20 protein-coding genes are annotated in these 17,727 nt (G+C 32.9%); 16 read left to right on the top strand and 4 right to left on the bottom strand.

Annotation, left to right across the window (positions count from 1 at the left end; genetic code table 11):
* Positions 1–2: 2 nt before the first annotated feature.
* Complete coding sequence (locus A0O34_RS11535; protein ID WP_066754761.1) at positions 3–827, top strand: hypothetical protein; 825 nt, start codon at positions 3–5, stop codon at positions 825–827.
* 49 nt (positions 828–876) lie between these two features.
* Positions 877–1,671, top strand: coding sequence for a patatin-like phospholipase family protein (locus A0O34_RS11530; RefSeq protein ID WP_066754759.1), 795 nt, complete (start codon positions 877–879; stop codon positions 1,669–1,671).
* 85 nt (positions 1,672–1,756) lie between these two features.
* Here the strand turns inward: A0O34_RS11530 and A0O34_RS11525 are convergent, their stop codons facing one another.
* The gene (locus A0O34_RS11525; RefSeq protein ID WP_066754757.1) at positions 1,757–2,761 is read right to left on the bottom strand and encodes a DHH family phosphoesterase; all 1,005 of its coding nucleotides are present in this window, start codon (positions 2,759–2,761) and stop codon (positions 1,757–1,759) included.
* Positions 2,762–2,987: 226 nt separating this feature from the next.
* On the opposite strand from A0O34_RS11525, the gene rpmH reads away from it, so the two are divergent.
* Positions 2,988–3,146: a 50S ribosomal protein L34 gene (rpmH, locus tag A0O34_RS11520; RefSeq protein ID WP_054511485.1), complete on the top strand. Its 159-nt coding sequence runs from the start codon at positions 2,988–2,990 to the stop codon at positions 3,144–3,146.
* Between the two features lie 154 nt (positions 3,147–3,300).
* Entirely contained in the window at positions 3,301–4,011 is a 711-nt protein-coding gene (locus tag A0O34_RS11515; protein ID WP_066754755.1) for a cell division ATP-binding protein FtsE, read from the top strand.
* 133 nt (positions 4,012–4,144) lie between these two features.
* Here A0O34_RS11515 and A0O34_RS11510 read toward each other — a convergent pair whose 3' ends face one another.
* The 3 genes from A0O34_RS11510 to A0O34_RS11500 are packed head-to-tail and all read right to left on the bottom strand — an operon-like array spanning position 4,145 to position 6,881.
* Positions 4,145–4,840 carry a tRNA1(Val) (adenine(37)-N6)-methyltransferase gene (locus A0O34_RS11510; protein ID WP_066754753.1) on the bottom strand — a complete coding sequence of 232 codons (696 nt, stop codon included), beginning with the start codon at positions 4,838–4,840 and terminating at the stop codon, positions 4,145–4,147.
* Positions 4,840–6,294: a sensor histidine kinase gene (locus A0O34_RS11505; RefSeq protein WP_066754751.1), complete on the bottom strand. Its 1,455-nt coding sequence runs from the start codon at positions 6,292–6,294 to the stop codon at positions 4,840–4,842. The genes A0O34_RS11510 and A0O34_RS11505 overlap by 1 nt, the downstream gene beginning before the upstream one ends.
* A complete protein-coding gene (locus A0O34_RS11500; RefSeq protein WP_066759664.1) occupies positions 6,285–6,881 on the bottom strand; it encodes a riboflavin synthase in 597 nt (198 codons plus the stop codon). The genes A0O34_RS11505 and A0O34_RS11500 overlap by 10 nt, the downstream gene beginning before the upstream one ends.
* Positions 6,882–6,930: 49 nt before the next feature.
* Here A0O34_RS11500 and pdxA point away from each other — a divergent pair, with 49 nt between their 5' ends.
* The 12 genes from pdxA to A0O34_RS11440 all read left to right on the top strand — a co-directional run bounded on the left by pdxA (position 6,931) and on the right by A0O34_RS11440 (position 17,727).
* Complete coding sequence (gene pdxA / locus A0O34_RS11495; RefSeq protein ID WP_066754749.1) at positions 6,931–8,022, top strand: 4-hydroxythreonine-4-phosphate dehydrogenase PdxA; 1,092 nt, start codon at positions 6,931–6,933, stop codon at positions 8,020–8,022.
* 84 nt (positions 8,023–8,106) lie between these two features.
* Positions 8,107–8,631: a YceD family protein gene (locus tag A0O34_RS11490; RefSeq protein ID WP_066754745.1), complete on the top strand. Its 525-nt coding sequence runs from the start codon at positions 8,107–8,109 to the stop codon at positions 8,629–8,631.
* A gap of 69 nt (positions 8,632–8,700) precedes the next feature.
* Positions 8,701–8,904 (top strand): 50S ribosomal protein L32, encoded by a 204-nt coding sequence (gene rpmF / locus A0O34_RS11485; protein WP_034678990.1) that lies wholly within the window; start codon positions 8,701–8,703, stop codon positions 8,902–8,904.
* Positions 8,905–9,032: 128 nt separating this feature from the next.
* The gene (gene accB / locus A0O34_RS11480) at positions 9,033–9,512 is read left to right on the top strand and encodes an acetyl-CoA carboxylase biotin carboxyl carrier protein (protein ID WP_066754743.1); all 480 of its coding nucleotides are present in this window, start codon (positions 9,033–9,035) and stop codon (positions 9,510–9,512) included.
* 99 nt (positions 9,513–9,611) lie between these two features.
* Entirely contained in the window at positions 9,612–10,967 is a 1,356-nt protein-coding gene (gene accC, locus A0O34_RS11475; RefSeq protein WP_066754741.1) for an acetyl-CoA carboxylase biotin carboxylase subunit, read from the top strand.
* Between the two features lie 153 nt (positions 10,968–11,120).
* Positions 11,121–11,633: a hypothetical protein gene (locus A0O34_RS11470; protein WP_066754739.1), complete on the top strand. Its 513-nt coding sequence runs from the start codon at positions 11,121–11,123 to the stop codon at positions 11,631–11,633.
* A gap of 325 nt (positions 11,634–11,958) precedes the next feature.
* Positions 11,959–13,206, top strand: a complete 1,248-nt coding sequence (gene rocD, locus A0O34_RS11465; protein ID WP_066754737.1) for an ornithine--oxo-acid transaminase — start codon at positions 11,959–11,961, stop codon at positions 13,204–13,206.
* A 1-nt stretch (position 13,207) separates the two neighbouring features.
* Positions 13,208–13,996: a glycosyltransferase family 2 protein gene (locus tag A0O34_RS11460; protein ID WP_066754735.1), complete on the top strand. Its 789-nt coding sequence runs from the start codon at positions 13,208–13,210 to the stop codon at positions 13,994–13,996.
* A gap of 95 nt (positions 13,997–14,091) precedes the next feature.
* Positions 14,092–14,757 carry a polysaccharide deacetylase family protein gene (locus A0O34_RS11455; RefSeq protein ID WP_157886005.1) on the top strand — a complete coding sequence of 222 codons (666 nt, stop codon included), beginning with the start codon at positions 14,092–14,094 and terminating at the stop codon, positions 14,755–14,757.
* Between the two features lie 39 nt (positions 14,758–14,796).
* The gene (locus tag A0O34_RS11450) at positions 14,797–15,546 is read left to right on the top strand and encodes a glycosyltransferase family 2 protein (RefSeq protein ID WP_066754733.1); all 750 of its coding nucleotides are present in this window, start codon (positions 14,797–14,799) and stop codon (positions 15,544–15,546) included.
* 3 nt (positions 15,547–15,549) lie between these two features.
* Positions 15,550–16,536: a WaaS/CpsH family glycosyltransferase gene (locus A0O34_RS11445; protein WP_066759659.1), complete on the top strand. Its 987-nt coding sequence runs from the start codon at positions 15,550–15,552 to the stop codon at positions 16,534–16,536.
* A gap of 3 nt (positions 16,537–16,539) precedes the next feature.
* The gene (locus A0O34_RS11440; protein ID WP_066754731.1) at positions 16,540–17,727 is read left to right on the top strand and encodes a glycosyltransferase family 4 protein; all 1,188 of its coding nucleotides are present in this window, start codon (positions 16,540–16,542) and stop codon (positions 17,725–17,727) included.

Here is a 17,727-nt window from a genome sequence, read left to right as displayed (position 1 = left end):
TTATGAGAATTTTCATCCTTTCAATCGTCTTTCTTTCATTTTTCAGTTGTAAAAAAGAGATGCAATCTTTAGATAAGAACAATCTAAAAGATTCGGTTGCTGTTACGGAAAACACATCGAAAGATACTTTAAAAACTGAACAAAGCAAGCCGGGAATTTTTAATTTCCAAACCGAATTATGTGAAAATAAAGGATATTTTGACGAAAATAAATATACCAAAGAAGAACTTGAAGGAACTTACAAACTCTACTTTCAGCTAGGCTCAGTCATGTTGAGTACTCCACAGGTTTTCAGGCTTGAAGCACTGCAACAAGTAAGAAATGATAAGGATCAGATTCTTAAAAAACTAGATAAAGATTTCGCTGAAAAGAAGAATTTAATTGAAAATTTAAAGATCGTCAATACATCTTATTGGCAGAATATAAAGAAACAAACCTATCAATCTTTGCTTCAGGAATATGAAATGAGAAAGACGGAAATCATTGCATTTTCGGATCCATCTATTTTGTTAAATAAAAAATATTCTAAAAATTGTGACCGTTTTGTAAAAGCTTTAAACTCCAACGAAACCGAAATGTTTGAAGAATGGCGAAAACTCCGTGAAGAAATGAGCAAGAGAAACAGCGATCCACAAAGAATTATGAACGAGTTTGAAAGTCGCCTGAATTCTGTTGATAAAAAAGATTACGCTATTTTAGACCTTGTCGTTTTTGGCTGGGGAAATTGCGCAAACGATGAAGTTTCCGGTCCATTGCATGATGAGAAAATGTATAAAGAATTTAATTCACTTTTCATAAAAATCGATTCTGATTGCGACGAACCTTAATATTCTTCTAACAAAAATTCACGTATATTAGTAAAGATTAAATTTTTCAATGAGTCTATTCTCTTCCAAAAAAAAGAAACCAATCATCGGCCTGACACTTTCGGGTGGAGGAATGCGCGGAATCGCTCATATCGCGGTTCTGAAAGCTTTGGAAGAATACAATTTGAAACCACAGATTATCTCCGGAACAAGTGCGGGATCTATCATTGCAGCGTTCTATTCTTTCGGGAAATCTCCGGATGAAATGATGGAAATCGTAAAACATACCACATTTTTTTCAAGATCGTATTTAAGACTTTCCAAAAACGGTATTTTTAGTTCAAACTTTATTTTAAAATTATTAAAAGATTATTTCCCTGAAGACGATTTTAAAATCCTGAAAATCCCGGTCTATGTTGCGGCTACAGAAATGACCCACGGAATTGTCGATTTCTTTTCGGAAGGTGAACTTTTTACTCCTCTTTTAGCTTCATCAAGCGTTCCTTTTGTTCTTCCACCGGTAAGAGTGGGTGAGAAAATATATATTGATGGCGGTGTTCTGGACAATCTTCCCATTGAACCAATCATCGATAAATGTGATTTTTTAATTGCATCTCACGTGAATTCAATTAGTTATGACAGTCTCGATAAAATGAGTTTAATGAAAGAATTTGACCGAATTTTACATTTAGCCATCGCAAAATCTGTTTACTCAAAAGCGCCATCATGCGATATTTTTCTCGATCCTCCGAAAATGACCAAATTCAGTTTATTCACTAAAAAAAATCTTGACGTCATGTTTCAAGAGGTTTACGAATATACCTGTAAAGAACTAGAAGACAAGGGACACAGTCGAGTTTCTTGAGTGAGAGGGTTTGAGTGTTGTAGAGTTTTAGCTTTTTTCTAGTTTAAAATTAAAACACAAAATTTATTGTTGACTTTAAGCTTAATTACAAAGTCTCTTCTACAATTTTAGCTTTAAAATTTTCAAGCGTATCTGCTAAAGAAGCATTAGATTTTCCACCGGCTGCATTGATATGCCCTCCTCCACTGAAATATTTTCTTGAGAATTGGTTCACATCTACATCATCTTTACTTCTGAAAGATATTTTAATGAAATCATCATACAAATCTTCCATAAAGAAGGCAGACATTCTTACTCCAACAATACTCAATCCGTAATTAACAAAACCTTCGGTATCCCCTTTCTGGAAACCATATTCCTGAAGTTCTTTTCTTGTTAAATATAAAACAGCCACCTTGCCGTCATTCACCACTTCAATTCTTCCTAAAATCAAAGCCAATAAATGAAGACGTGAAACCGTGTTGGTATCCCAAGTGTTGGAAGTTATAATAGAAGGATCTGCTCCTTTTTCAATCAAATTAGCAATAATTCTATGTGTCGCCGCACTTGTAGAACGAAAACGGAAACCTCCTGTATCCGTCATGATTCCGGTGTAAAGACATTCTGCAATATCTTTATTCACCAAATGCTCATCATTCATCGCTTCGATGAAGTGATAAATCATCTGACAAGTTGCAGGAATTATTGTATCAGAATATACATAATCAAATTCCTCAGGCTGCTGATGATGATCAATAAGAATTTTTTTAGCTCTGGCTTTTACCAACCAATCGCCCAAAATCCCGATTCTCGCAGGTGAATTAAAATCAAGACAGAAAATAACATCCGCTTCATTAATAATATCAAAAGCTACTTTTCTTTTGTATTCGGCAACAATGTTTTTTCTGGCCTCAGGCATCCATTTCAGAAACTTAGGGAAATCGTTGGGTACAACCACTTCCGCATTGATTCCTTTTGCATGCAAATAATGCTTTAAGCCCAAACTAGAACCAATAGCATCTCCATCCGGATTATAGTGTGTAAGAATAACTATTTTGTTTTCAGGAATAAGAAGTGCATTAATTTCTAAAAGTTCTATTGGTGTAAACATTTATTTTCTTTAAATTTGAGTCTTCAAAGATAGAGCTTTTAAATAAATCATTACTCATTATTTTTAAACACTGCGCAAGTCATTTATTCATGGGCGTGATAAAATTAACGATGAAAAAAGATTCAATATTTTCTAAAAAAAGAGTCGTTAAGTTTGGAACTTATAAAAAAATCTATATCTTTGCAACCTGAAAAATTAATATTAATTACGACTTAAATATATAGTAATGAGTAAAAGAACATTCCAACCATCGGAGAGAAAAAAAAGAAACAAACACGGTTTCAGAGAAAGAATGTCAACGCCTAACGGTAGAAGAGTTTTGGCAGCAAGAAGAGCTAAAGGTAGAAAGAGTCTATCTGTAAGTTCTGCAAGAGCTAAGAGATAATATCTTAAATTACAATATACAAAAATGCTTGAAAAGAACTTTTTCAGGCATTTTTTGTTGTTAAAATTTACTAAAATTTAGTTTCTTTAGGTTTCTTTTTTCTATTTTTAAGATCTGAAAAAATATTTTAGAAATAGCCTCTTAAATTTGAATTATGCCACATACAAATATTGCCGGAGATAGTATTATAAGTTTACAACACGCCAAGATTGCGCAAAAAAACTTCACTGTTCTTTCTGATGTGAATCTTAACATCAAAAAAGGCAGATTCTGTTATCTTATCGGAAAAACAGGTTCCGGGAAAAGCTCATTATTAAAGACACTTTACGGGCATATTCCGTTAGCGTCCGGACATGGAGCTGTTGTTGGTTTTGATCTCGCAAAAATGAGAACTTCCGACATTCCTAACCTTAGAAGAAAATTAGGAATTGTTTTCCAGGATTTCCAGTTGCTTTCTGACAGAACTGTTGAGAAAAATCTGAAATTCGTTCTTGAAGCTACCGGATGGAGCGATAAAACAAAAATGGAAGACCGTATCAACGAGGTTCTTGGAAGTGTAAATATGAAAAGCAAAAAGCACAAAATGCCTCATGAGCTTTCTGGTGGAGAGCAACAGCGTGTGGCGATTGCAAGAGCTTTATTAAATCACCCAGACCTTATCTTAGCCGATGAGCCAACGGGAAACCTTGATCCAGAAACTTCTAACGAAATTATGACCTTACTAAAACAGGTTGCTTTAGAAAACGGAGCTGCTGTGGTAATGGCAACACATGATTATCACATGATTCAAAACTTCCCTGGAGAGGCGATTAGATGTGAAGATGGAAAAGTTTCCGTATTGGACACGGCTGAGCTATTTGAATAAAATTAAACCATTAAGAGCATTTAAGAAGTTAAGAAATATTAAGTTTAGCTCTGCTTTAAGACTTAAAAAATCTATTCGATTTTTCTTAACTAGCCTTAATTTTTTAAATGCTCTTAATGGTTCAAAAAAAATATTATTTACCGAAAACATGAAACTCTTTCGTGAGTTCAAGATATTGGTCCGAGTATTTTCTCGGACTTTTTTCTATAATAAATTCAGATTCTTCAAGTTGATTTTCAGTTAAAGAAAAATCTAAAATCAATCTTTTTATTTTTGAATTTTCTATTCCTTTAATATTGATTCTTCGGACTAAAAACAATTGATTTTCTTTTGCAATTTCAATAAAATCAGTTCCGACCTCGGCAGGAATAATTACAGAAAAAATTCCTTTTTCAGAAAGTAATGTTGATGATTTTGAAATTAATTGTTGAAAGTTTAATTCAACCGTCTGTCTTGCAATTTTATCTTTTTCAGAACCGGATTCTTCAAAATAAGGTGGATTAGAAACAATCAGATCAAATTTTTCAGCAGTTTCAAAATTTTTAAAATCCTGAAGAATATTTTTTAACCTTGAATTAAATATAGACTTCTCAAAATTAGATTTTGTAAGATTTACAGCTTCTTCATTAATATCTAAACCTAAAAATTCAGCTTTTGGATTTCTTTGGGCTAACATTAATGAAATCAAACCCGTTCCCGTCCCTATTTCTAAAACTTTAGACTTGTTATCTACATTCACTAAAGAACCTAGCAAAACACCGTCTGTTCCTACACGGAAGACGTTTTTAGACTGATAAATTTCGAATTGTTTAAATGTAAAAGGCTTCACTATAAATTGGTTGGCAATGTAATTGTGAATGTTGACCCTTTTCCGACTTCAGATTTCACGGAGATTTCTCCTTTGTAATCTTCCACCATTTTTCTAACCATAGATAAACCAAGTCCCATTCCACTGTTTTTTGACGTGAAATTAGGCTCAAAAATCCTTTCATATATATTTTCAGGAATCCCAATGCCATTATCCTGAATGGAAACCATCACCCTTCTCTGATGCTGTTCTACATCAACGTTAATAATCAATTTTCGCTCATCACTTTCAGCTTGCTTAGCATTGGTAACAAGATTTGTAATAATTCTGGAAAGGTAAATCCTATCCATATTGATCATAATATTGCTTTTATTAGAGTGTATAAAAATACTGTCATCATTGAAAACACGCAGAATATCTTCAACCTCGGTGTTCAGATTGATAACCTCATTATTTTTCTCAGGAAGCTTCGCAAATTCTGAAAATGCAGACGCAACTGTGGCAATTAAATCGATCTGATCAACCATTGTTTTACTCATTTGCTTTACTCTTTCTCTAATATTTGGATCTTCAGGATCAAATTTTCTTTCAAAATTTTGAATGGTTAATTTCATTGGCGTCAAAGGATTCTTCACCTCATGAGCAACCTGTTTCGCCATCTCCCGCCAAGCTTCTTCCGAGGCTTTAAAACGCAATCTTTCTTTTTGATCCTGAATCTGGAGAATCATCCTATTGTAAGCTCTTGCCAGAGCATTTAGTTCATCGTTTTTATAATATCTGATAGGGTGCATTTCATTTTCAAACAATGTAATACGGGTGATCATATCAGAAAATTTCGTAATGGTTTTCGCTAAATTATTAGAAGTAATCCAACTCAGCCAAATACTGAATAAAATAAGAAAAATATCAACCAATAAAATGTATTTAACGTATTGGTGAAGAACATCTAGATACGCAGATTCATTGTGATACAAAGGAATGTACACAATACCTACCGGATCCAGAACGTTATTTTTCAACACTAAATAAGACGAAGTAAAAACCGCATCTTTAGCCTGATCATATCCTCTGATATCCACTCTGGCATCGGTAGCCAGAATTTTATTGACAATATTTAAAGGAATCGTTTTCTGCTCTACCAAACTTTCATCTTTATTAGAAAGAAGATAGTTGCCTTTTAAATCATAAATAACAATATCGTGTTGGTTGATATCCGCGATTTCAAGAATTTTATTGCTTAAAACTTCGGGAAGATCTTTTGTCTCCACAAGCGATCTACTGACAGCATAATCCAAATATCCCATAACGGCATTGGTCTTATCCTGCATATCTATCCTGCTCTGTTCCAGAGAATTACTTCTTAAAACAAAATAAGGAACCAGCGAAGAAGCCGCAACACTTAAAAGACATACGAGCAAGAAACCGAAAAACACCCGATTTCTTAAACTATATCCTTTGTACTTATTTATTGCCATTCTGTTTTATTAATTAACCTAGCAATATACTTACCAATTATGTCGAATTCCAGATTAACTTTATCTCCGATTTTAAGATGCTGCATATTGGTAAACTCCCATGTATATGGAATAATTGCTACTGAAAACTGAGAATCTTCACTTTTTGCAACGGTTAAACTGATTCCGTTTACTGTAATAGAACCTTGAGGAACGGTTACAAAATTTCCGTTAGATTCATATTTTACGGTAATAAAATAACTTCCGTCTTTATTCTCAATTCCTACAACCTCACCGGTGTGGTCAACGTGACCCTGAACGATGTGTCCGTCTAATCTTCCGTCCATTTTCATGCAACGCTCAAGATTTACGACTGTTCCCACATTCCATTTTCCAAGGTTGGTTTTTTCTAACGTTTCATTGATCGCCGTAACGACATATTGGTTATCTTTAATCTCAACAACCGTTAAACAACAACCGTTATGAGCAAGACTTTGATCTATTTTTAATTCATTGGTGAAAGGGCATGTTAAAGTAAAATCAATGTTACTTCCTTTTTCTTCAATCTTTTCAATAACTCCAACTGCTTCAATAATTCCTGTGAACATATTATTTTTTGCTAAATTTGTAAAATTATAATCTTCAAAGATAATCAAAATGAGCCCAAAAAACCATAAAGTACGAGTAGGAATTTCAATCGGGGATTTCAACGGCATAGGACCAGAAATCATCATGAAGTCTCTGAAAGACAAAACAATCACCGATTTTTTCACTCCGGTAATTTTTGGTTCAGGGAAATTATTTACCTATCAGAAAAATATTTTTAAGCTTAATTTAAACTTTAATTACATCAACGAAACTTCACAAGCACAGGCAGGAAAGATCAATATGCTGAATCTTGTGAAAGATAATTCGAATGTAGAATTGGGAAAACCAACCGAAGAATCAACCAAATTGGCGATAGATTCTCTGGAAGCAGCAACCGAAGCTTTAATGAAAGGAGAAATTGATGTTCTTGTAACAGCTCCCATCAATAAAGACGAAATGATGAAGATGGGCTTTAAACATGCCGGCCACACAGGATATTTTGAAGAAAAATTTAATAAAAAAGGATTGATGTTCTTAGTAACGGACGATTTAAAAGTTGCCGTTTCTACCCATCACATTCCATTAGCGCAAGTGGCGGAAAATATTTCTAAAGAAAAAATTAAAAAACAGATTCGAGCTTTAAATCAAACTTTAATTGAAGATTTTAATATTTCCAGACCGAAAATTGCAGTTTTAGGCTTAAATCCACATTCAGGAGATGGCGGCGTGATCGGAAATGAAGAAATTGAAATTATTTCTCCAGCGATCAAAGAACTTTCAGACAATGGAATTTTGGCCTTTGGCCCTTTTCCTGCAGACAGTTTTTTCCAACCGAGCAAATACAAAAGTTTTGATGCAGTTTTAGCGATGTATCATGATCAGGGATTGGCTCCATTTAAGACTTTAGCTTATGAAGAAGGCGTAAATTATACCGCTGCACTTCCTTTTATCAGAACATCTCCCGATCACGGAGTTGCCTATGACATCGCGGGACAAAATATTGCTGATGAACAAAGTTTTACAGAAGCAATTTTCACGGCTATTAAAATTTTCAAAAATAGAAGCGAATATAACGAGCTGATGAGCAACCGTATGCAGCCAAGAAAAATGGTTAGCGACAACGGAATTGATGAAGATTTACCAGATGAAACTGAAGCATAAATCCTTAAATCAAATTTAAAATTAATTTGTTTGGGATTTTATTTGTAATTATAAAAAAAATGCATATTTTTGCACACTCATTTTATGGACAAGTTAAGAAACTATGACGTGAGCTTTTCCGGACTTAAAACGGGGAAGCATCAGTTCAAATTTGAGATTGACAAGACGTTCTTTCAATTATTTGACACTGAGCAAGAATTTACAAATCCTAAGATTTCAGTAGATGTTTTACTTGATAAACACACTACTTTCTTAGAATTTGAGATAAAAATCGATGGAATCGTAGAATTAGTTTGTGATATTACAAACGACAGCTTCGATCATCCCATTGAAAACGAGATCAAGGTTTTGGTTAAGTTTGGGGAAGAATACGATGACAGCGAAGAAGATGTTATCACAATCCCAACCAGCGACCATGCTTTCAATGTAGCACAGTTGATTTATGAAAATGTAGCCCTTTCCATACCAATGAAAAAGGTTTCACCAAACATAAGCAACGAAGATCTTGAAATTCTTGAAAAATTCAGTCCGAAAGAGACCGAAGAAGAGGAAGAACCGCAAAGTGATCCCCGATGGGAGGCACTTAAGAAATTAAAAGATAAAAATTAAAATAATTTAAATATGATGAGATGATGAAAAAAATCTCATCGCTCATCAAATTAAAAAAGTTATTACAAGATGGCACATCCAAAAAGAAGACAATCGTCCACAAGAAGAGATAAGAGAAGAACACACTACAAAGCTGTAGTTCCTCAACTAGCTAAAGATGCAACAACAGGAGAAATGCACCTTTACCACAGAGCTCACTGGCATGAAGGGAAACTTTACTACAGAGGTAAAGTAGTATTGGAAAAAGAAGTAGCAACTACTGAAGAAAACTAAGAAGTCGTTTTTCACTGAAAAACACTCGTTTTTATACAAAAACCGCCCAATTTTTATAAAATTTGGCGGTTTTTTGTTGTTTTTTACGTTTTTTTGGTATCTTTGACCCAAAATCAAATATCAAATTTATGGACATTAAAGACATACAAAATCTTATTAAGTTTGTATCTAAGGCTGAAGTTTCTGAAGTGAAGTACAAAACTAAAGATTTCGAAATCACTATTAAAACTCCATTAGCTGGAAGCGAAGTAGCATATGCTCAACCTGCAGTTTACCACACTGCTCCTCAACAAGCTGCTCCTGCACAAGCTCCAGTTGCTACATCTGCACCTGCTGAAAAAGCTGAAGCTGCACCTGATGACAGCAAATATATTACAATCAAATCTCCAATGATCGGAACTTTCTACAGAAAACCATCTCCGGATAAAGATGTCTTCGTAAACGTTGGTGATGAAGTTTCTGTTGGAAAAGTTGTTTGTGTAATTGAAGCAATGAAATTATTCAACCAGATTGATTCTGAGGTAAGCGGAAAAATCGTTAAGATTTTAGTTGATGATGCTACTCCGGTAGAATATGACCAACCTTTATTCTTAGTAGATCCATCTTAACTAGAAGTTAGATGTTAGACATTAGATGTTAGACTAAAATTCTACATTCAAATAACATTACTCTAATTTTCAAATTATCTAATTTTCAAATTTAAGAAGATGTTCAAAAAAATATTAATTGCCAATCGTGGCGAAATTGCAATGCGTATCTTACGTACTTGTAAAGAAATGGGAATCAAAACTGTTGCGGTATATTCTACTGCCGACAAAGATAGTCTTCACGTTAGATTTGCTGACGAGGCTGTTTGTATTGGTCCCGCAATGAGTAAAGACTCATACCTAAAAATCCCTAACATTATTGCTGCTGCAGAAATTACAAATGCAGACGCGATTCACCCAGGTTACGGATTCTTATCTGAAAACGCTAATTTCTCAAGAATCTGCCAGAAGAACGGTATCAAATTTATTGGTGCTTCTCCTGAGCAAATCGAGAGAATGGGAGATAAAGCCAATGCTAAAGCTACCATGAAAGCAGCAGGTGTACCTTGTGTACCTGGTTCTGAAGGATTAATTGAATCTTACGAACACGCTGTAAAAACTGCTGAAGAAACAGGTTATCCTGTAATGATCAAAGCAACTGCCGGTGGTGGTGGAAAAGGGATGAGAGCTGTTTGGAAAGCTGAAGACCTTAAAGATCACTGGGAATCTGCAATTCAGGAAGCTGTGGCTGCATTCGGAAACGGAGGTATGTACATGGAAAAATTGATTGAAGAGCCTAGACACATCGAAATTCAGGTTGCAGGTGACCAATATGGTAAAGCTTGTCACCTTTCTGAAAGAGACTGTTCTGTACAAAGAAGAAATCAAAAATTAACGGAAGAAACTCCTTCTCCGTTCATGACCGACGAACTTCGTGAGAAAATGGGTGACGCAGCTGTAAAAGCAGCAGAATTCATCGCTTATGAAGGTGTTGGTACGATTGAATTCTTGGTTGATAAACACAGAAATTTCTATTTCATGGAAATGAATACGAGAATTCAGGTAGAGCATCCAATTACTGAGCAGGTTATTGATTATGACTTGATCAGAGAGCAAATTCTTTTGGCGGCAGGAACTCCAATTTCTGGAATTAATTATTATCCAAAATTGCATTCAATCGAATGTAGAATTAATGCTGAAGATCCTTACGCAGATTTCAGACCATCTCCGGGGAAAATCACAGGATTAAACATTCCTGGTGGACACGGAATCAGAGTTGATACTCACGTTTATTCTGGATATACAATTCCTTCTAATTATGACTCAATGATTGCAAAATTAATCACGACTGCTCAAACTCGTGAGGAAGCGATTGCAAAAATGAGACGTGCTTTGGAAGAATTCTATATTGAAGGTGTAAAAACTACAATTCCTTTCCACAGACAGTTGATGAATGATGAAGATTATCTTTCAGGAAACTACACTACAAAATTCATGGAGAGTTTTGTAATGGATAGAAAATACGATAATCACTAAGATTATTTTTAAATAAAAACTTTGAAACTGTCTCATTTTGAGGCAGTTTTTTTATTTCTAAAATCACTCATTTGTGGTATTGCGAGTTATTTTTAAGTCAATTAATTTTAATTAAAGATTATTTCAACTTAATTTTAAATCAAACCACAGAAAATGAGACAAAAAAATAATTCAAAACGGTTTTTATTATTGATCATGTTCTTCGGATTCTGGAGTTTGTTTTCGGCTCAGGAAAAAACGATCATCAAGATACTTAACCGAGAACTGAAAAAAGAAGTAAAAAATCAATTAAAATATTCTAATTTCAACGGAGACACCATCAGTATCGTTAAAGAATTCAGTATTGATAATAATAAAAATCTGACTTTTCAAATTAAAAAGACAAGTCCATATTTCAGTGGCTACCAAATTATTAAACAAGAAGTTCCGCTTAATAAAATTTTGAAAATCGGGAAAGATATTCAAGTAATTTTAGAAACAGAAAAAGATGCTGTTGTAACAACGACGACAACTTTCGACGATACCCAAAAGGAACAAAAGTTTACTGAAAGTCTGTTTTTCCTCTACATTTCCAATGAAAAACAAAATGAAGATTTAGGAATTGAAATACAGAAAGCCTTTCAAAAAGCAGGTTTTAAGGTTAAAAAAGAATATTGGTATGATTAAATAAATCTATTTCAAAAATTACTTACATGAAACTTAAAGGTATCGAAAAAAACTTTTGGTGGAACTACTGCTCTCTTCAATAAAATATGAATACAGCCAATATTCTGAAATGAATAGAGATCGTATTCTAGAAGAAATCATCAAACTGGAAAGAATTCTACCAAACTGCATTTTTTACGTAGATCACAATCTTTATCAATAATTTTTAGGAATAATATTCCTTTAAATTTCATTAAAAAAACATTCTCTTTATTTATTATTACTGATTCAAGTCACTTTCACAACTTTAAAATAAATCACTAACTTTGTACAAAAGCAAAAATATATGTCAACAGTAGAAACAGCAAAAAACTCACAGTATTTTATTGACCTTGAAGACAAACATGGTGCCCACAACTATCACCCTCTTCCAGTGGTTTTAGACCGTGGAGAAGGCGTTTTCGTTTGGGATGTGGAAGGTAAGAAATATTATGATTTTCTTTCTGCTTATTCTGCTGTAAATCAAGGACACTCTCATCCTAAAATTGTTGAAGCTTTAGTAAATCAAGCTAAGAAATTAGCTTTAACATCGAGAGCATTTTACAATTCTAATTTAGGAGAGTACGAACAGAAAATTACTACCCTTTTTGGTTTTGATAAAGTTTTACCAATGAATTCTGGAGCAGAAGCTGTGGAAACCGCCGTAAAATTAGCAAGAAAGTGGAGTTATGAAGTAAAAGGAATCTCAGAAAACGCTGCAAAGATCATTGTTTGTGAGAATAATTTCCACGGAAGAACGACAACGATTGTTTCTTTTTCAAATGATCCTGACGCGAATCAGAATTATGGGCCTTTTACTCCAGGATTTATTAAAATTCCGTACAACGATATTCAAGCTTTAGAGGAAATTTTAACTCAGGATGCTCAAAATATTGCGGCATTCTTGGTTGAACCAATTCAAGGAGAAGCAGGAGTTTATGTTCCGGACGAAAATTTCCTGAAAAATGCTTCTGAATTATGTAAAAAACACAACGTTCTTTTCATTGCAGATGAAGTACAGACCGGTATTGCAAGAACTGGTAGATTAATTGCTTGTCACCACGAAGATGTTCAGCCTGATATTTTAATTTTAGGAAAAGCACTTTCAGGTGGAATGTATCCCGTGTCTGCTGTATTGGCAAACAACGAGATCATGAATGTTATTAAACCCGGACAACACGGTTCAACATTCGGAGGAAATCCGATTGCCTGTGCGGTTGCAATTGCAGCTTTAGATGTTGTTGCTGATGAAAAATTATCTCAGAGAGCAGAAGAATTAGGTCAATTATTCAGAAGTGAAATTGAAAAACTGATTGAAAAATCTGATCTGATTACGAAAGTAAGAGGAAAAGGTTTATTAAATGCTATTTTGATTAATGATACTCCGGACAGCTCTACTGCATGGAATCTTTGTTTACAGCTAAAAGAAAACGGATTGCTGGCAAAGCCGACCCATGGAAACATTATCAGATTGGCACCACCTTTGGTAATTACTGAAGAGCAGCTTTTAGACTGCGTCAGAATAATCGAAAAAACCATATTAGAATTTAAATAAAATGTCACTTTCCCTCGCAGTCATTACTTACAATGAAGAAGATAATATTGTAAGACTTTTAGACTCACTTACAGACACTGTTGATGAAATTATAGTCGTTGATAGCTTTTCAACAGACAAGACAAAAGAGATTTGTACTCAAAAATATCCTCATGTAAAATTCTTTGAGAAAAAGTTTATCGGGTATGGTGAACAAAAAAACCATGCCCTTACTCTATGCTCCAGAGAATGGATTTTGTTTCTCGACGCAGATGAAGTTCCGAGTGAAGATCTTAAAAAATCAATCAAAAAAATTATTTCTTCTAAGAACACGGAATTTTGCGTTTATAAAGTGAAATTTAACAATCATCTAGGGATTCATTTAATAAAATTTGGTGGCTGGGGTAATGTTTGTCGCGAAAGACTTTTTAAAAAAGACTGTGCAAAATATTCTGATGATAAAGTGCACGAATTTTTAATTACAAATAAAAAAATAGGTCTCCTAGATGGAAAACTGGATCATTACACCTACAAAAGTATTCATCATCACATCATGAAGATCAATAAATATTCTGATATGATGGCTGAAAAAATGTTTGAAAAAGGGAAAAAAATAAACCGGTTTAAAATTATTATAAGTCCAATTTTTGAATTTATTAAAATTTTCATCATCAAACTTGGCTTTCTAGATGGGTTTCCAGGGTTTTATATCGCAAAAACAATGTCTTATTATACTTTTTTGAAATATATAAAACTGTATGAAAAAATCCGGTTAATAGAAATCGAAAAAAAGAACGCTGAAGCATTATGATCCTTTATCTCGTTTTATTTTCAACAATTTTATTTGTTATCCTGTACTTTCGTCTTTACCTTTTTGCTTTTCCCGAAAACAGATTGCCCATTCTGATGTATCATAAAGTAGAAAAAACAAGTAATGACGACCTTACTGTAGATCTGGAAAATCTTGAAAAACAATTTAAATATTTAAGAAAAAAAAAATACACTTCAAAGTTTTTTACAGAAATAGATCTGCCTGCAAAAAAAAGTATAATTCTTACCTTTGATGACGGTTATAAAAATAATTTTAATTTTTTACCTTCTTTACTGGAAAAATATGATCTAAAGGCAACAATATTTATTTCAACAAAATTTATTCAGGAAGGTTATCAGAATTATGAAATGATGACTTTTGAGGACATCAGAAATTTAGATAAAAAATATTTTGAAATTGCACTTCACACTCATGCCCATGAAAATTTCAGAAATGTTTCTGATGATTTCGTTGAGAAAGATTTGAAAAAAAATATGCAAATCCTTACTGATCAAGGCATAAAGTATTCAACAACTTTAGCCTACCCATATGGAAAATATTCTAAAGAAAACAAAAAAAAATTAAAACTTTTTTCAACTTTAAAAAATTTAGGAATTGATTTTGCATTAAGAATAGGTAATAAAGTGAATTATTTTCCTACAAACAAACCTTACGAGCTGTGTAGGATAGATATAAAAGGCAAAGATTCGTTAATAAAATTCAAATTAAAACTTATCTTTGGTAGATTAAAACTGTTTTAGAAGGATACTAAATTTATATTTCTAAATCAAAAATATGTTATGATGGATATAAGTGGCTTAATCATAACACAAAATGAAGAAAAAAACATACGGGAAGTTCTAAAGTGTTTCGACATTTGCGATGAGATCATTATAGTTGATTCTTTCAGCACAGACAACACAATAGAAATTGCTAAAGAATTCCCAAACGTAAAAGTAATTCAAAATAAATTTGAAGACTTTACAAAACAAAGAAATGTGGCTTTAGATGCAGCTAAGAATGATTGGGTATTGTTTCTCGATGGTGACGAGAGAATAACTCCTGAGCTAAAAAAAGAAATTATAGATGAACTAAATAAACCTGAGCAAAAAGATGCCTATTATTTTTATAGAAAATTCTTTTTTGCCAATAAACCTATTAATTTTTCCGGAACACAGTCTGATAAAAACTTTAGGCTTTTTAGAAGATCCAAGGCGAGATATACAGCCGGAAAAATGGTGCATGAAACACTGGAAGTAAATGGAACAATTGGAGTTTTGAAAAATAAACTCCTACATTATTCCGTTTCAGATTATGAGTCGTATAAACAAAAGATGATTCATTATGGAGTTTTAAAAGGACAGGAATTAGCTATAAAAGGTAAGAAATACAGTATTTTAGCTCAATACTCTAAAACGGCATTTAAGTTTTTTAAAGCTTATATTATGAGGCTTGGAATTTTAGACGGTAAAGAAGGCTATCAGCTTTCCTACCTGCAGTCATTAAGTGTTTTTGAAACTTATGAATCATTAAAAAAAGAGCAAAATTAGTTGATGAAGATTTGTATAATTAGTTATGATTTCTGGGGATATGATCAATATATTGTTGAGACATTAAGCAAAAAAGGCATTAATGCTCATCATATTAAAATCGCTTCAATTACTCACTCTAACTTTGGAGAAAGGGCTACAAATGCCCTAAGCAAAACTCTTCTCAACAGAAACCTAAAGAAAGAAAAAAGACAGCAGTTTGTTCTGGATTCATTGGATGAACAAGGTCATTATGATCAGATTTTAGTTTTAAATCCTGATACATTCAGCATATCTACTTTAGAAAAAATAAAAAAACATACAGACAGACTCATTACTTATCTTTATGATAGTCTCGACAGAGTTCCTGTAAATGAAAATAAATTAAAACTTTTTGATAAAATATTCTCATTCGATATTGCTGATATTGATAAATTTGGATTTGAAAAACTAACCAATTACATTTATCTTCCTCATCTCTCAAATGATACACAAAAACCTGAAATGGATCTTTTTTACATCACTTCCTATGATAATAAAAGAGTTTCGTTTATAAAAACTCTTGCAAAAAGATTAATTGATCTTGATCTAAAATTTCAGATTATGATCATAGGAAAAAAAGGTTGGAAACATCAAATCAAAAACCTGTTTACTACTGTTCCTGAAAATTTATCTATTATTTTCAGCATCAAAAAAATATGTCACGAAAAGTTGCCTAAATTTTACCAAAATTCAAAGGCTTTGTTAGATTTGACTCGTGAAAATCAATACGGTCTAAGTTTCAGGGTATTTGAGGCGCTGGCTTTAGATAAAAAAATTATTACAGACAATGAGGCCATCAAAAATTACGATTTTTATAATCCTAATAACATTTTGGTTTTAAACGAAACCTGTAGTAATCTTGACAGAGATTTTTTTGATAAGCCTTATGAAAAAATTCCGGAGAATATCTATTATCAATACACGCTTGATTATTGGACAAACAGGGTTTTTGAATTAAATAAAGACTAATAAATGGGAATTCTAAAGAAAATTAAGAAATATTTCAACAGAAAAGAAAAACTCAAAGCTCTTAATACCAATGACATTGTCAATATAGAATTATTTGATTCTTCAAAAAAAACAATATTATTCGCTTCGAGGGACTTCCCTACTCATGATAAAGATTCCGGATCGAACAGGTTGAAGGAAATTATCTTGATCTACAAACAATTAGGTTATAACTGCATTCTATTCGCTCCCAATATGTTTGAGGACGATTCTTATGTGAAATTCTACAAACAGCATCAGGTAATTGTATTTGTAGAAAATACGAAATATAACAATATCTATAATTTCATTTCAGCTTTTAAAAACATTGATTATGTGTGGTTTAATGGTCCACTTGCCTTAAATTTATTTTATAAGAAAATGAAAAACATTCTGCCAAATACAAAATTCATGTATGATATGGTAGACATTCATTTTTTAAGATATAAAAGAGCAATTGAGATTGAACCTAGCCGTATTTCTTTAAAGAAAAACTACAAACATTTCTTCCATCTTGAAACTGTAATCGCTCCCAAATTGGATTATATTATTGCAATTTCAGACAAAGAGAGAGAGGTAATGAGCCAGTATGTAGATAAAAATAAAATCATCACGATTTCAAATATTCACTACCCGAAAATTGATATTTCCGAAAGAAAATCGTTCAACGAAAGTAAAGGAATTATTTTCATAGGCTCAATTCACGAACCCAATATCGATGCTGTAAAATTTTTGTACGAGAAAATAATGCCTCTTGTCTGGAAAACAAATCCGGAACTGAAAGTAAGCGTAATTGGTAACGTTGCAGATAAATTAGATATAAAACAATTTCCAAAATTTGATTTCCTGGGCTTTGTTGAAAGCATTGAAGATCATTTTATGACTTCAAAAATAATGGTTGCTCCGCTAAGATTTGGAGCCGGAGTTAAAGGAAAAATCGGACAAGCTTTTGAATACTTTTTCCCTGTAGTTACGACTGATATTGGCGCAGAAGGAATGCAATTAATAAATGAAAAAAATGTATTGATCGCAAATGACGAAAAAACGTTTGCTGAAGCTATTCTTCGACTAAACAGTGATGAAGAGTTATGGAATACGCTAAGAAACAATTCAATAGACAGTCTAAAGCCATTTTCTTTGGAAACTGTAAAAGAAAAAATTAAAACTTTATAA

The sequence above is a fragment of the Chryseobacterium glaciei genome (assembly GCF_001648155.1).
GTDB classification, from domain to species: domain Bacteria; phylum Bacteroidota; class Bacteroidia; order Flavobacteriales; family Weeksellaceae; genus Chryseobacterium; species Chryseobacterium glaciei.
The sequence above is the reverse complement of the archived record's forward strand: the minus strand, read 5'-3'. Positions and strand labels throughout refer to the sequence as shown.